This window comes from Pseudomonas sp. B3G-3, from assembly GCF_028640915.1.
GTDB classification, from domain to species: Bacteria; Pseudomonadota; Gammaproteobacteria; order Pseudomonadales; family Pseudomonadaceae; genus Aquipseudomonas; species Aquipseudomonas chlororaphis_I.
Genome location: NZ_JAQZAB010000103.1, coordinates 1 through 14,782, shown reverse-complemented (window position 1 = coordinate 14,782; position 14,782 = coordinate 1). Strand labels below are relative to the sequence as shown.

General features: G+C 63.6%; 9 protein-coding genes. 6 read left to right on the top strand and 3 right to left on the bottom strand.

Annotated elements, in window-relative coordinates; all coding sequences use genetic code 11:
- Positions 1 to 9: 9 nt before the first annotated feature.
- The 6 genes from treZ (at position 10) to PVZ80_RS13590 (ending at position 9,902) form a co-directional block, all read left to right on the top strand.
- Entirely contained in the window at positions 10 to 1,806 is a 1,797-nt protein-coding gene (gene treZ, locus PVZ80_RS13615; RefSeq protein ID WP_124313470.1) for a malto-oligosyltrehalose trehalohydrolase, read from the top strand.
- Positions 1,803 to 3,896, top strand: a complete 2,094-nt coding sequence (gene malQ, locus PVZ80_RS13610; protein ID WP_124313469.1) for a 4-alpha-glucanotransferase — start codon at positions 1,803 to 1,805, stop codon at positions 3,894 to 3,896. Before treZ ends, malQ begins: the two co-directional genes overlap by 4 nt.
- The gene (locus tag PVZ80_RS13605) at positions 3,893 to 6,679 is read left to right on the top strand and encodes a malto-oligosyltrehalose synthase (protein WP_273864061.1); all 2,787 of its coding nucleotides are present in this window, start codon (positions 3,893 to 3,895) and stop codon (positions 6,677 to 6,679) included. Before malQ ends, PVZ80_RS13605 begins: the two co-directional genes overlap by 4 nt.
- A gap of 21 nt (positions 6,680 to 6,700) precedes the next feature.
- Positions 6,701 to 7,036 carry a DUF2934 domain-containing protein gene (locus PVZ80_RS13600; RefSeq protein WP_273864060.1) on the top strand — a complete coding sequence of 112 codons (336 nt, stop codon included), beginning with the start codon at positions 6,701 to 6,703 and terminating at the stop codon, positions 7,034 to 7,036.
- A gap of 113 nt (positions 7,037 to 7,149) precedes the next feature.
- Positions 7,150 to 9,318 carry a glycogen debranching protein GlgX gene (gene glgX / locus PVZ80_RS13595; protein WP_041984070.1) on the top strand — a complete coding sequence of 723 codons (2,169 nt, stop codon included), beginning with the start codon at positions 7,150 to 7,152 and terminating at the stop codon, positions 9,316 to 9,318.
- A 320-nt stretch (positions 9,319 to 9,638) separates the two neighbouring features.
- Positions 9,639 to 9,902, top strand: a complete 264-nt coding sequence (locus PVZ80_RS13590) for a hypothetical protein (RefSeq protein WP_038632173.1) — start codon at positions 9,639 to 9,641, stop codon at positions 9,900 to 9,902.
- A 163-nt stretch (positions 9,903 to 10,065) separates the two neighbouring features.
- Here the strand turns inward: PVZ80_RS13590 and PVZ80_RS13585 are convergent, their stop codons facing one another.
- Genes PVZ80_RS13585 through PVZ80_RS13575 form a run of 3 tightly spaced genes read right to left on the bottom strand, consistent with a single transcriptional unit; the run spans position 10,066 to position 14,754 of the window.
- Positions 10,066 to 11,190, bottom strand: coding sequence for a DUF3396 domain-containing protein (locus tag PVZ80_RS13585; RefSeq protein ID WP_198918801.1), 1,125 nt, complete (start codon positions 11,188 to 11,190; stop codon positions 10,066 to 10,068).
- Positions 11,191 to 11,202: 12 nt separating this feature from the next.
- A complete protein-coding gene (locus PVZ80_RS13580) occupies positions 11,203 to 12,495 on the bottom strand; it encodes a VRR-NUC domain-containing protein (protein ID WP_273864059.1) in 1,293 nt (430 codons plus the stop codon).
- Positions 12,496 to 12,498: 3 nt separating this feature from the next.
- The gene (locus tag PVZ80_RS13575; RefSeq protein ID WP_273864058.1) at positions 12,499 to 14,754 is read right to left on the bottom strand and encodes a type VI secretion system Vgr family protein; all 2,256 of its coding nucleotides are present in this window, start codon (positions 14,752 to 14,754) and stop codon (positions 12,499 to 12,501) included.
- Positions 14,755 to 14,782: the final 28 nt, after the last annotated feature.

The window sequence follows — 14,782 nt, the reverse complement described above, 5'->3', positions numbered from 1 at the left end:
CACCCCAAGATGCCGTCAAGGACACTGGAAACCTGGCCCCACGGCACCGTTCCACTCGATGCCCAGCGCACCCGCTTCGCCCTCTGGGCGCCGGATGCGCAGCACGTCAGCGTCGAACTCGAACACGGCGTGTCGCTGCCCATGCTGCCCCAGGCCAACGGCTGGTTCATGGTCGTCGGCCATTGCCCGCCCGGCACCCGCTACCGCTTCAGCATCGACAATGAGATCCGCGTCCCCGACCCGGCATCCCGGGCCCAGGACGGCGATGTCCATCGCCCCAGCCTGGTGGTCGATCCCCGGGCCTATCGCTGGCGGCACCCGCACTGGCAAGGCCGGCCGTGGCACCAGGCGGTGATCTACGAGTTGCATGTGGGGGTGCTGGGCGGTTACCGCGAAGTGGAAAAACACTTGCCGCGCCTGGCCCAGCTGGGCATCACCGCCATTGAGCTGATGCCCCTGGCGGAGTTTCCCGGCGATCGCAACTGGGGCTACGACGGCGTCCTGCCTTATGCGCCGGAAGCCTCCTACGGCTCGCCCGACGACCTCAAGCACCTGATCGACTGCGCCCACGGCCTGGGCCTGGCGGTGATGCTCGACGTGGTCTACAACCACTTCGGCCCCGACGGCAACTACCTGCACCACTACGCCAAGGCCTTCTTCAGGGAAGACCGGCATACGCCCTGGGGCGCGGCCATCGACTTTCGCCGCCAGCCGGTACGCGACTTCTTTATCGACAATGCCCTGATGTGGCTGCTGGAGTACCGCTTCGACGGCCTGCGCCTGGACGCGGTGCATGCGATCGACGACCCGGACTTCCTGTCCGAACTGGCGCAGCGGGTACGCCAACGGATCGACCCGGCGCGACAGGTCTGGCTGACCGTGGAAAACGAGTACAACCAGGCCAGCCTGCTGGAGCAGCACTTCGATGCGCAGTGGAACGACGACGGCCACAACGCCCTGCATGTGTTGCTCACCGGCGAAACCGACGCCTACTACGCCGACTTCGCCAAACGCCCCACCGAGAAACTGGCGCGCTGCCTGAGCCAGGGCTTCGCCTACCAGGGCCATGTCACGCGCCACGGCACCGCTCGCGGCGAACCCAGCGGCCACCTGCCGCCCAGCGCTTTCGTGCTGTTTTTGCAGAACCACGACCAGATCGGCAACCGCGCCTTCGGCGAACGCCTGGTGCGCCTGGCCGAGCCACAGGCGTTGCGGGCGGCCACGGTGCTGTTGTTGCTGTCGCCGATGATTCCGCTGCTGTTCATGGGCGACGAGCTGGCGGCGCCGCAGCCCTTCCTGTTTTTCACCAGCCACCACGGCGAACTGGCGGATGCGGTGCGCGAAGGCCGGCGCGACGAATTCGCCGCCTTCAGCGCCTTCGCCGATCCGCATAAACGCGAGCAGATTCCCGACCCGAACGCGCCGGACACCTTCCTCGCGTCGAGGCCGCAGGCGGACCCAGCCCAGGGCGAACAGACCCTGGCGCTGTATCGCCAACTGTTGCAACTGCGCCGCGAGCACATCGTGCCCTGCCTGCCCGGCGCCGAAGCCCTGGGCGCCGAGGTGCTGGCCGAGGGCGCCCTGTGTGCCCGCTGGCGCCTGGGCAATGGCCAGGAGCTGCGCATCGACCTCAACCTGAGCCCGCACCAGGTCGAGCAACGGCCACCGAATACCACGCAGCGCCTGTTCGATTACCCGGCCCAGGCGTTCGAACGCTTGCAGCAAGGCTATCTCGCCCCCTATAGCGCACTGGTCAGCCTCGGCGTGGCCGCCCCACTGCCTGACCTTGACGGAGAACGCCCATGAGCGACGCGCAACTGGAAATCCTCGCCAGCCGAGCCGGCCTGGCCGTCGACTGGATCGACGCCAACGGCCGCCCGCAACGGGTCGAGCCGCGGGTGCTGCGAAGCGTGCTGGCCAGCCTCGGCCATCCGGCCGACAACGACCAGCAGATCGAAGCCAGCCTGCGCCAGCTGCTACAGGTGCAACAGAGCCGGCAACTGCCACCGCTGCTGACCGCCGATGCCGGCCAGGGCCTGGACCTGGGGCATTACTTCGCCCCGGACACGCCCTGCGAAATCCACCTGGAAGACGGCAGCGTGCTCAACCTCAAGCTGGACGCCAACTCCATGCTGCCGGGCCTGGTGCCGGTGGGTTACCAGGAGGTGAGCATCGCCGGCCAGCACTTCACCCTGGCCGTGGCGCCCGAGCGCTGCTACAGCGTCGCCGACGCCGTGGACCAGGCCACGCCCCGCGCCTGGGGCCTGAGCGTGCAGCTGTATTCGCTGCGCCGCAGCGGCGATGGCGGTTATGGCGATACCCAGGCGCTGGAAGACCTGGTCCGGGTCGCCGGCGAACGGGGCGCCGAGGCCATTGCCATCAGCCCGCTGCATGCCATGTTCAGCAGCGACACCGGACGCTACAGCCCTTATTCGCCGTCCAGCCGGCTGTTTCTCAACAGCCTGTACGCCGCGCCCGGGACCATTCTCGGCGAGCGGGCCTGGCGCAGCGCCATCGACGCCAGTGGCCTGGGGCCGCAGCTGCAACAGCTGGAACAACAGCCGATGGTCGACTGGCCGGTGGCGGCCCAGGCTCGGCAGAAAGTCCTGCGCGCGCTTTATGAAGGTTTCTGCCAGGGCGAACATCCGCTGCACCAGGATTTCGCCAGTTTCCGCCACGCCAGCGGCGAGGCCCTGGAAAACCACTGCCGCTTCGAAGCCATCCAGGCCCAGCGCGCGGCCCGTGGCGAAAGCCTCGACTGGCGCGAATGGCCCGATGCCTGGCGCACCCCGCGCAGCCCGGCGCTGGCGCATTTCGCCGTGGAACACGCCAGCGACATCGGCTTTTATGCCTTCTGCCAATGGCTGATCGCCCGCTGCCTGGAGCGCGTGCAGAGCACCGCCCGCAGCAGCGGTATGGGCATCGGCCTGATCGCCGACCTGGCGGTGGGTGCCGACGGCGGCGGCAGCCAGGCCTGGAGCCGCCAGGACGAACTGCTGGCGGCGCTGACCGTCGGCGCGCCGCCGGACATTCTCAATCGCCAGGGCCAGGGCTGGGGCATTTCCGCTTTCTCCCCGGAGGGCCTGGTGCGCAATGGCTTCCACGCCTTTATCGAAATGCTCCGGGCCAACTTCGCCCATGCCGGCGGCCTGCGCATCGACCATGTGATGGGGCTGCAGCGGCTGTGGGTGATCCCCCTCGGCGCCCCGCCCTGCGACGGCGCCTACCTGTATTACCCGGTGGACGACCTGCTGCGCCTGCTGACCCTGGAGTCGCACCGGCACCAGGCGATCGTCCTCGGCGAAGACCTCGGCACGGTGCCCGACGGCCTGCGGGAAAAACTCAGCGCGCGGGCCATGCTCGGCATGCGCGTGCTGCTGTTCGAGCAGGAGCATGGCACGCATTTCCGGCCGATCCTCGACTGGCCGGACAACGCCCTGGCGACCACCAGCACCCACGACCTGCCGACCCTCAACGGCTGGTGGCAGGGCCGCGACATCGACTGGAGCGCGCGCCTGGGCCTGGTGGACGCAAGCGGCGAAACCCATTGGCGCGAACACCGCCAGCGCGAACGCGAGGGCCTGCGCCACGCCCTGAGCCGCGACCCACAGAACTTTCGCGAAGCTCCCCACATAGCCACCCACGAAGCCGACCAGGTGGTGGACGCCAGCGTGCGCTTCCTCGGCCATACCCGTGCGCCGCTGGTGCTGCTACCCCTGGAAGACGCCCTGGGCATCGACGAACAGGCCAACCTGCCCGGCACCCTCGACAGCCATCCCAACTGGCGCCGGCGCCTGGCCGGCAGCAGCGCGGCCTTGCTCGACGACCCGGACGCCGCGCGCCGCCTGGAACTGCTGGCCTGCGCCCGGCTGCAGGCCCACGAGCGCGACCGATGAACCAAGCGACGACCCGGCCTGTGCGGGCTACCTTGCGCCTGCAGTTTCATCGCGGCTTCAGCCTCGACGACGCAGTGCCGCTGGTGCCCTACTTCGCCCGCCTGGGCATCAGCCACCTGTACGCGTCGCCGCTGCTGTGCGCCCGCGCCGGCTCGATGCACGGCTACGACGTGGTCGACCCGACCCGGGTCAACCCCGAGCTGGGTGGCGAGGCCGCGCTGGAACGCCTGGTCCGCAGCCTGCGCCAGCACGACATGGGCCTGCTGCTGGATATCGTCTCCAATCACATGGCGGTCGGCGGTGCGGACAATCCCTGGTGGCAGGACCTGCTGCGCTGGGGCCGCCTGAGCCCTTACGGCGAATTCTTCGATATCCAGTGGCATTCCCCCGACCCCTTGATGGAAGGCCAGTTGCTGCTGCCGTTCCTCGGCAGCGACTACGGCGTGGCCCTGCAGGAAGGCACGCTGCGGCTGTGCTTCGATGCCGAACGGGGCGAGTTCCATGTCGAGCATTACCAGCATCACTTCCCGATCTGCCCCAGCGACTATGGCGAGCTGCTGCGGGTCCCGGGCGAGCTCGACGCCGAATCGGCCGAGCGCCTCAAGCCACTGGCCGATGCCTTCAGCACCCTGCGCTACCAACCCGACGCCCACACCCAGGCCGAACCCTTGCAGCGGCAATTGCAGGACGCCGCCAGTGCCCCACAGGTCCGCGCGGCCATCGAGCAGCAGCTGGCGCAGTATGACGCGCGCCAGCCGGAGGGCTTCGCCCGCCTGCACGCCCTGCTGGAGCAACAGAGTTATCGCCTGGCCAGCTGGCGCACCGCGGCGGACGACATCAACTGGCGGCGCTTCTTCGACATCAACGAACTGGGTGGGCTGCGGGTCGAGCGCCCGGCGGTGTTCGAGGCCACCCACGGGAAAATCTTCCAGTTGATCGCCGCCGGCCTGGTGGACGGGCTGCGCATCGACCATATCGACGGCCTGGCCGATCCCCGCGGCTACTGCCGCAAACTGCGGCGCCGGGTCGATGCGCTGCGCCCCGGCCAGCACCTGCCGATCTACGTGGAAAAGATCCTCGGCGCCGGCGAAACCCTGCGCCGCGACTGGTGCGTGGACGGCAGCACCGGCTATGAATTCATGAACCAGCTGTCGCTGCTGCAACACGACCCGCAAGGCGCCGAGCCGTTGGCCGAACTCTGGAGCCGGCACAGCGAACGCCCGGCGGCCTTTCTCGAAGAAGCCCGGCTGGCGCGCCAGCAGTTGCTCAACGGCTCGCTGGCCAGCGACTTCGAAAGCGTGGCCCAGGCCCTGCTGCAAGTGGCGCGCAACGACGTGATGAGCCGCGACCTGACCCTGGGCGCCATCCGCCGCGCCTTGCAGGAACTGATCGTGCACTTCCCGGTGTACCGCACCTACATCGGCGCCTGCGGGCGCTCGGCGGCGGACGAGGCGTTTTTCCAGCAGGCCCTGCAAGGCGCCCGCGACACCCTGGGCGAAGCCGACTGGCCGGTGCTGGCCTACCTGCAACAGTGGCTCGGCGGCCGCGGCTGGCGCCAGCTGCCACCGGGGCGCCAGCGCAAGGTGCTCAAGCATGCCTGCGTGCGCTTCCAGCAATTGACCTCGCCGACCGCGGCCAAGGCGGTGGAAGACACCGCGCTCTATCGCTCGGCGGTGCTGCTGTCGCGCAACGACGTGGGTTTTTCCACCGAGCAGTTCTGCGCCCCGGTGGAAGCTTTCCACGCGGTCTGCCGCGAGCGCCTGGCGACCTTCCCCGACAACCTGCTGGCCAGCGCCACCCACGATCACAAGCGCGGCGAAGATGCCCGCGCGCGCCTGGCGGTGCTCAGCGAACTCAGCCCCTGGTACGTCGCACAGGTCGAACACTGGCGCAGCCTGGCCCAGGCCCTGCGCAGCGATCCCCAGGCGCCCGGCGCCGGTGACGAGCTGATTCTCTATCAGGCCCTGCTCGGCAGCTGGCCACTGGAACTGCACAGCGACGACAGCCAGGGCCTGCGGGACTATGCCCGGCGCCTCTGGCAATGGCAGGAAAAAGCCCTGCGCGAAGCCAAGCTGCACAGCAGCTGGGCGGCGGCCAACGAGGCCTATGAAAGTGCAGTCCACCAGTTTATCGAGCGGCTGTTGCTCAGCCCCGAGGGCCTGCCGTTGCGCAGCGCCATAGGCACAGCCGTGCAGCGCATCGCGCCCGCTGGCGCCCTCAACGGCCTGGCTCAATCCTTGCTGCGCATGACCGTGCCCGGCGTGCCGGACCTGTATCAGGGCAACGAGTTCTGGGACTTCAGCCTGGTGGACCCGGACAACCGCCGCCCGGTGGACTTCGCCACCCGACAGCAGGCTCTGGACCCCTGCGGCGAAACCATGGAACTGTTGGCGAATTGGCGCGACGGGCGCATCAAGCAGGCCCTGATCGCCGCCACGCTGGAGCGCCGCAGCGAGTACCCGCAGCTGTTTCGCCGGGGCACCTACCAGCCGCTGGAAGTACAGGGCCGACACGCCGACAAGGTGCTGGCCTTCATGCGCGAACACCAGGGCCAGCGCGCCGTGGTGATAGTGCCCAGGCTGGTCGCCGGGCTGCTGGAAAGCGGCGCGCACCCCCGGGTCGACGCGCCGGATTGGGGCGATACGCGAGTGCATCTGCCATTCGCCGCGCCAGGACAAAACCTGAAAGGACTTTTTTCCACGGGGGCAGTCACACCCCACAAGGATCTGATGATCAGCAGCGCATTGCGGGATTTCCCGGTCAACCTCTTCATCCAAACTTGAGTTCAGTTCAGGAGCATTGCGATGAGTACCGACGACAAACGCATTCGTGAGTTCGCCTATCAAATCTGGGAATCGGAAGGCCGGCCCGACGGCCAGGAACACCGGCATTGGGAAATGGCCCGCAAGCTGGCCGAAGCCGAGGCCCTGGCCCCGAGCAAACCACCCAGGGCGACCCGCGCCGCCAGCGCCAAGCCTGGCAAGCCCGCGACAAAGCCCAAGGCCGTCACCAAACCCGCGGCGGCGGCACCCCTTGTGCCTCCTGGAGAAAGGACGCCTCCTGGAGAAAAGGTGCCGCCCGAAGGCAAAAGCAGCACGGCGAAAAAGCCACGAGCACCGCGCAAGCCAGCGGCCAGCTGACGACCTTTCGCCAAGGCGCTCGCGCCACCCTCCACTGCCGGCCTTGCCCATGTGCGTGGCGCGCCCGTGCGCCACAGGGAGCCTGTTCGCCCATCTGATTCCCAGGAGCCTCCATGACCACGTCCAAAACAGCCACCACGCCGAAAACCTCGCCAGCGACCGAACCCTCGCGCATCCGCGAAGGCCTGCCCTTCCCGCTCGGCGCGACCTGGGACGGCCTGGGGGTCAACTTCGCGCTGTTCTCGGCCAATGCCACCAAGGTCGAGCTGTGCCTGTTCGATGCCACGGGCGAAGTCGAACTGGAACGCATCGAACTGCCGGAATACACCGACGAGATCTTCCACGGCTACCTGCCCGACGCCCATCCCGGGCTGATCTACGGCTACCGGGTGCACGGCCCCTACGACCCGGCCAACGGTCATCGCTTCAACCCCAACAAACTGTTGATCGACCCCTATGCCAAGCAACTGGTGGGCGAGCTGAAATGGTCCGAGGCACTGTTCGGCTACACCATCGGGCATCCCGATGCCGACCTCAGTTTCGACGAGCGCGACAGCGCGCCCTTCGTGCCGAAATGCAAAGTGATCGACCCGGCCCACACCTGGGGCCACGATCATCGGGTCAGCGTGCCCTGGGACAAAACGATCATTTATGAGACTCACGTGCGCGGCTTCACCATGCGTCATCCCTCGGTGCCGGAAGCGGTGCGCGGCACCTTCGCCGGGCTGATGGTCGACGATGTGCTGGAGCACATTCGCAAGCTCGGGGTGTCCTCGGTAGAGCTGTTGCCGATCCATGCCTTCGTCAACGACCAGCACCTGCTGCACAAGGGCATGACCAATTACTGGGGCTACAACAGCATCGCCTTCTTCGCCCCCGACCCGCGCTACCTGGCCAGTGGCAAGATCGCCGAATTCAAGGAAATGGTCGCGCACCTGCACGAAGCCGGGCTCGAACTGATACTCGACGTGGTCTACAACCACACCGCCGAAGGCAACGAGCAAGGCCCGACCCTGTCCATGCGCGGCATCGACAATGCCTCCTACTACCGCCTGATGCCCGACGACAAACGCTTCTATATCAATGACTCCGGGACCGGTAATACCCTCGACCTGAGCCACCCCTGCGTGCTGCAGATGGTCACCGACTCGCTGCGCTACTGGGCCACGGAAATGCACGTCGACGGTTTCCGCTTCGACCTGGCGACCATTCTCGGGCGTTATCACGATGGCTTCGACGAGCGCCACAGCTTCCTCGTAGCCTGCCGCCAGGACCCGGTGCTGCGCCAGGTGAAGCTGATCGCCGAGCCGTGGGACATCGGCCCCGGCGGTTATCAGGTGGGCGGGTTCCCACCGGGCTGGGTGGAGTGGAACGACAAGTTCCGCGACACCGTGCGCGCCTTCTGGAAAGGCGACGACGGCCAGCTCGCCGACTTCGCCGCGCGCATGACCGCCTCCGGCGAGATGTTCAACCAGCGCGGCCGGCGGCCTTATACCTCTGTCAATTTCGTGACCGCCCACGATGGCTTCACCCTGCACGACCTGGTGTCGTACAACGACAAGCACAACGAAGCCAACGACGAGGACAACCAGGACGGCAGCAACCACAACCTGTCGTGGAACCACGGCGTCGAAGGCCCCACCGACGACCCGCAGATCAATGCGCTGCGCCTGCGCCAGATGCGCAATTTCTTCGCCACCCTGCTGCTGGCCCAGGGCACGCCGATGCTCGTCGCCGGCGACGAGTTCGCCCGCACCCAGCACGGCAACAACAACGCCTATTGCCAGGACAGCGAAATCGGCTGGGTCAACTGGGACCTGGACGACGACGGCAAGTCGCTGCTCAAGTTCGTCAAGCGCCTGGTCAAGCTGCGCATGGCCTATCCGATCCTGCGCCGCGGACGCTTCCTGGTGGGCAACTACAACGAGGACATCGGGGTCAAGGACGTCACCTGGCTCGCCCCGGACGCCAGCGAAATGACCATCGAACAATGGCAGGACAGCCACGGCCGCTGCCTGGGCATGCTGCTCGACGGCCGCGCCCAGGAAACCGGAATCCGCCGCCCCGGCGCCGACGCGACCCTGCTGCTGGTGGTCAACGCCCATCACGACATCGTCAACTTCTGCCTGCCGGAAGTGCCCGATGGCGGCTTCTGGACCTGCATGCTCGACACCAACCAGCCTTCGGTGAAAGGCCAGGAACGCTTCGAGTTCGGCCACCAGTACTCGGTGACCGGGCGCTCGCTGCTGCTGTTCGAACTGCAGCACGAGGGAGAGGACTGACTACGAAACTGATCCTGCAAGATTTGCAAATAACCTCGATTTGCGCCTCCTGAAGCCGGCACCTTATAGTCCCCGCTCGCCCATATGGCGACCGGGTTTGGCGACCTGGAAAAGAAATTTTGGAAAAGCACCTCAGTGCCTTTAGCCTTCTGCGAAGCTATGCCTTCGCAAAAGCTCAATGGTGGCTGTGCGTGGGAGACCTTCGGGTCTGCCGGTTCTTTCCTTGAGTTTCACCGGTTCGCCAACCCGCGCACAGCTGCCACCCTCATTTGTTTGGCGACGGATACCGGGCGGCTTCTTGAAAACAAGGAGAGTTACCCATGAACAAGCAATACATCCCCCTCACCAGCATCGACTGCACGATCCCCTGCCTGCTGATCGACAGAAACGCCCCGCTCGATGTCCTCCACGCCAATAGCAGCGCCCGCCTGCTCGCCGTCACCCAATTGATGGAAAGCCTCGCACGGGTAGAACTGAAAGATGCCGACTGCGTCGATCTGCAACACATGGCCAACGCCAGCGCCATTCTGCTTCGCGACAGTTGCGACCTGATGGACGTGATGGGCTGGAAGGTTCGAGCTTAATTACAACCACTGCGGGAACTTGAAGTGCCCCTCTTTGCGGGGCACTTTCATTCAAAATGCGGACGACATGAAATATCGTTTGAGAGCAGCATTCAGCTTGGAATCAGGTCGGGCATCTGCCCGTAGAGATTTCTCAAGACATGCGTAGTGCACTCCTCGTTTTTTACTTCTCAGCCGACCAATACCAAAGCGTATCGCCCCAATTCGAACCGGTGAAACTCGGCATCGTCTCCCCCAGGTTGAAATAGCGTCGGGAGTTGGCTTTAGCGGGAGTAAACCAGTACCCCGCTACACTGCAAGGCTGGCCGGCTTCAAGGCGTGCGGGAATCTTTGACTGGGCATCTTCCTGATCGAACCGCGCATACCAGCGAGCGGTACTATCCTCCTCAAAGCCATCTCCATAGGGTGAATATGGATGCAATTGATCAGGGTTTTGAATGCGGATCGGTTTGATTACTTTATTCACTGCTACGTAAGACGGCGGAGGGCCATCCTCCAGTTTTCCGAGCTCCGGATACTCACCCGCTTGAATGATAAGACCGTTGCTGTAGGTCAATACCTCAATATCACCGCGCCCGCTGAACGCATGGCGAAGCGATGATTCACCGCCCAGGTAATCCACAAACTCTTTGCCTAAAACGGTGAACCAGTTGACCCCCTTGATGACATCCAGCAGTTCGATTGACGAGGCATGGGGCATGGAGTCAACTTCCAGCCCGCAATACTGCTGAGCCAGTTGATACTCGGTGGGGATATAGCTGTGGTAGTCATAAGGCAAGATGCTCGATAAACCGCCGTATCCGTGCTCTGCCTTGACCTGGTCACACAAATAGACGACCCACTCCTGAAACCGTAAACGACCGCCAGGCTCTTTGAGAAGGCTCCAGGGCATCACAAGTTTGATGTAAGAACGGAGTTTGTCACCATGAATTTCAAACGAATTCATTGCAGAAAGGGAGTATTCGTCGGCTTCTGTTTCCTCAGGAGCACTGCCTAGGAAAAAACTGAACTCTTCATTGCCATCGCTCTTTGAAATGGCCTGTTGAGCTTTTTCGAAATGGGCAGAGGTCAACTTTTGATGGCGGCCGTAGACCATACATTTGAGACAGGACTGATACTCTTCGTAAAAACGGCGGAAACACCCTAGGACGTTTTCTTTGGTCTCGCTCGTGTAGCCTTGTTTGAAATACAGAGTGAGGATCAGACCTAGCCTCACGACGGGCTTCCCGTCCGGCAGTTCGAAAACAAGGTCGGGTGCTTGTTGGTCCAGCTTTTCTAATGCGTTCATGCGCTCTCTCATTTAGCCGGCAGTGGCCGTGGCAGTGACTGCCGCACCACCCAAAATTGTGACCAGCAAGGCCCAGGAAACTTGGGCCAAACGAACAATGACCAGCAGACCAGCCACGATGCTGGCTGGGATGCCTGCGGCGACAACTGCCGCCCCTACTGCAATAGCCACAACCACGGTTGCGACGACGATACCCACGTCAATCATCACCTGTACCCAGTCGATTTCGCGCAGAGCCTCCAAGGTAATATCTGTATATCGTTGTACCTCTTTCCAGATGGCTCGCAATTGCTCATCCGTCCAGCGAATTACCTGCGCACCGGTCTCACTTATCCATTCCCACGCTTTTTGCGACTCACGACGAACCCATTCACCTTTAATTCCCAACCAAGTTGCAGCATCCTCCAGATGCTGTTGGACTTCTTGGGACAGTTGCCTAATACCTTGAGCACCCTGTTCCAACAGGCCATCTACCGCGGATTGAACCTGTTGGGTCCAGCTTTCCACATGAGCAGGTCTCGGTGTTGACGCTGGCCCGTAGGCTGGAACTGGAACAGGCGCAGGTCGGGGTGGCTCATCCGGATTTCGAGGGGGAGGCAACAGTGTCGGCCATTGTTGAGGATTGAATTCACCCGTTGGCTTGTGCTCTCTGTTGTATTGCCGGTCTCGTTCGCGATCACCATCATCGCGACAGTCATTGATTTCAAGAACCGAAAATCGACGGCGCCCACCCGCTATCAGCAAATAAGCTCGTTCCTGATCGGGGTAAAGCTTGTCCCCCGGAAACTTCACCTCCACCAACCGCTCCAGATTATCGGGGTGAGCAACGCCCTGATGATCTGCACCTGCTTGTCCTGGCCAACGAAGGCTCCGGTCTTTTACGATGATGACGTCCGGGCGTCGTAGTAAGCCTTTGACCGATCCTTTGGGAAACGGAAATAAGGTATGACGCCGCAATGGATCGGGCTTCTTATCCTCGCCAAGCCACGAGGAACTGAGAAATGGTTTGGGTGGAAGGGATGCCATGTCGAAACAGACTTCCGCTTTATAGTCCCAGCGGAAATCCCAGCGGTACTCGTCCGCACGGACCAAGCCACTCATGACAAGTTGCTTGAGTTCCAGGCCTGTGACACCACCGTCCTTTGCCTTCTTGATGGACAACTTCGGAAACCGCGAAGCGTAATTCGCTTTCTCCATCAAGTACGGTTTGTTATCCGGATTGGGCAATGGCGCTTGTTTGACGGTGCCTTCAATACTGGTGCTGGTACAGCCCTGCGGGGTTTGAGGTGGTTGCATTACCGCCATTTGTCAGCCCTCCGGATTGGCGTTTTTGAAGTCAAGGGTCATTTCCTTTGGTGCGCTCTCACCCGCCCTGATCAATGGTTCTTCAGGCTCTGGCTTGCGAACGGGAGTTAATAACTCCACTTCAGCCGGGTTAGTGCTGTGAGCCTGAAATGTTTTTCCTTCTTCGTTGGTATAACCGGCAATACGGGTGCCATCAGCCAGCTTCAATGTGTAAGGGATGCCTACCAATGGCGTACCTGTTTTCTCATCCTGAAGCAGATAACGCGCTTTATGGCTACGGGGAGCATTTTCCAATAGTGCCCCGGCTTTATCCTGGTCGGCGGCACCCGGTGGCAAGGGCCGTAAAATCGCTAGCCCCGATCCCGTTCCCGGCGCGCCCCCGGAATTGATCTTCACATCGGCGCCGCTGATGGTCACGCCACCGCCGTCGAGCTTGACGAAGCTGCCGCCGGCCTTGGCGGTGAGTTCGGCGCCGGCTTCCAGGACTACGATGTTGCCGGTCTTGTAGTGAATCTCCTGGCCGGCCTCGACGAATTGCGCGGTGCCGATGTTGGCGTGCTGGGTGACGGCCACGGTGAGGTGGTCGTTGGCGCGGATTTCGCTCTTGCGGTCGAGGTGGGTGATGCGGTGTTCTTCGGCCTTGAGTTCGGTCAGGGTGTTGGCTTCGACCGTGTCGTGGCGTTCGTTGCCGACGCGGATCCGCTGGTCGTGCTCGACGTTTTCGTCCCAGTCGCGCTGGGCGTGCAGGTAGATCTGCTCGGCGCCTTTCTTGTCTTCGATGCGCAGTTCGTTATAGCCCTTGCCGCCCGGCGAGCTGAGGGTCTTGAAGGTGCTGCGGGTCTTGTTCGCCGGCAGGTCGTAGGGGACCACGTTTTCCTTGTGGTACAGGCAGCCGGTGACCAGCGGTTGGTCGGGATCGCCTTCGAGGAAGGTCACCAGCACTTCCATGCCGATCCGCGGGATGGCGATGCCGCCGTAGGCCTTGCCGGCCCAGCCGCTGGCGACGCGGACCCAGCAGGAGGTGTTGTCGTCGGCCAGGCCGTCGCGGTCCCAGTGGAACTGCACCTTGATCCGCCCGTACTGGTCGCAATGGATTTCTTCGCCCTTGGGCCCGGTGACCACGGCGGTCTGGCTGCCCAGGGACTTGGGTTTCGGGTGTTCCAGCGGCGGGCGGTAGTGGGCGTCCCAGGGCGTGGCGAGGAAGCGGTTGCGGTAGCCCTGGTGGAAGTCGTCCTTGTGGCTGGTGACGTCGCTGGTGATGTTCTCGCCCAACACCTGCGGCTGCTTGCCTTCGTGGATGACTTCCAGCAGCAGCCACAGGTCGTTCCATTCGCTGCGCGGGTGTTCGGCCAGGGTCAGGAAGTGGCCACTGACCAGGCTCGGCTCGTCGCCTTTGCCTTCGGCCAGCTGGTAGTCGCTGCGGTGGCGTTCCAGGGCGCGGGTCGCCAGTTGCTTGCCGCGGGCCTGCTGGGTGAACAGGCCGGGGTAGTCGTAGTCTTCCAGGTCCGGCATGACCCCGGACTTGGCCGCGCCTTCGGGCAGCAGCCGTGGTTTCTCGAAGTCGTAGTCGCGGCGGCTGACGCGGCTGGTGCGGGTTTCCAGGCGCAGGTTGAAGCGCTTGATCACCGGCTGCTCGGCGGCCATGCCCGAGTCCTGCTGGTAGTTCACCGCCGCCAGCTTGCGGAACACCGTCTGGTCGTCGCCGAACACCAGCTTGTGGCCGCCGGCACTGTGCTGGAAGTGGAAGTGAATGCCTTCTTCTTCGCACAGGCGCTGGATGAAGTGCAGGTCGGATTCGTCGTACTGGGTGCAGTAGACCCGCTCCGGGTAGGTGGCGCCGAGCTGGAAACTGTAGGCGTCGGCCAGGATGCCGCGGGCCTCGAGGACCTGGGCGATGATCTTCGGCACGCTCAGGTGCTGGTAGATCTTCTGGTTGAAGCTGTGGCGCAGGTAGTTGAGCTGCGGGGTCAGGCTGATGCTGTAGCGGGTCAGCTTGCGCCCGGAATCACCCTGGGCGATGCGGTACACCAGGCCATGGATCAGGCCTTTGCCACTGCCTTTGCCTAAGCCGCCAAAGGTCAGGCAGGCCGGCTTGTGCAGCAGCTCCTCGAGCTTGAGGTCGGGACGTGCGCTGACCAGTTCGATATCGAAGCAGAAGGGCTGATTGAGGGCTTCGCGGCCAACGAAACTGAGGACCTGAAGGTCGACCGAGGCGCCTTCGATCGTCAGGGAAATATGGGTAGCGTTAGCATCCAGCATGCCGTGAAATCCATCCGTTGAATAAGCA

Excerpts from the sequence above, each read along its gene's own strand:
- PVZ80_RS13590 (WP_038632173.1), top strand. The coding sequence starts at position 9,639 with ATGAACAAGCAATACATCCCCCTCACCAGCATCGACTGCACGATCCCC.
- PVZ80_RS13605 (WP_273864061.1), top strand. The coding sequence starts at position 3,893 with ATGAACCAAGCGACGACCCGGCCTGTGCGGGCTACCTTGCGCCTGCAG.
- PVZ80_RS13585 (WP_198918801.1), bottom strand. The coding sequence starts at position 11,190 with ATGAACGCATTAGAAAAGCTGGACCAACAAGCACCCGACCTTGTTTTC.
- PVZ80_RS13575 (WP_273864058.1), bottom strand. The coding sequence starts at position 14,754 with ATGCTGGATGCTAACGCTACCCATATTTCCCTGACGATCGAAGGCGCC.
- treZ (WP_124313470.1), top strand. The coding sequence starts at position 10 with ATGCCGTCAAGGACACTGGAAACCTGGCCCCACGGCACCGTTCCACTC.
- PVZ80_RS13600 (WP_273864060.1), top strand. The coding sequence starts at position 6,701 with ATGAGTACCGACGACAAACGCATTCGTGAGTTCGCCTATCAAATCTGG.
- malQ (WP_124313469.1), top strand. The coding sequence starts at position 1,803 with ATGAGCGACGCGCAACTGGAAATCCTCGCCAGCCGAGCCGGCCTGGCC.
- glgX (WP_041984070.1), top strand. The coding sequence starts at position 7,150 with ATGACCACGTCCAAAACAGCCACCACGCCGAAAACCTCGCCAGCGACC.
- PVZ80_RS13580 (WP_273864059.1), bottom strand. The coding sequence starts at position 12,495 with ATGGCGGTAATGCAACCACCTCAAACCCCGCAGGGCTGTACCAGCACC.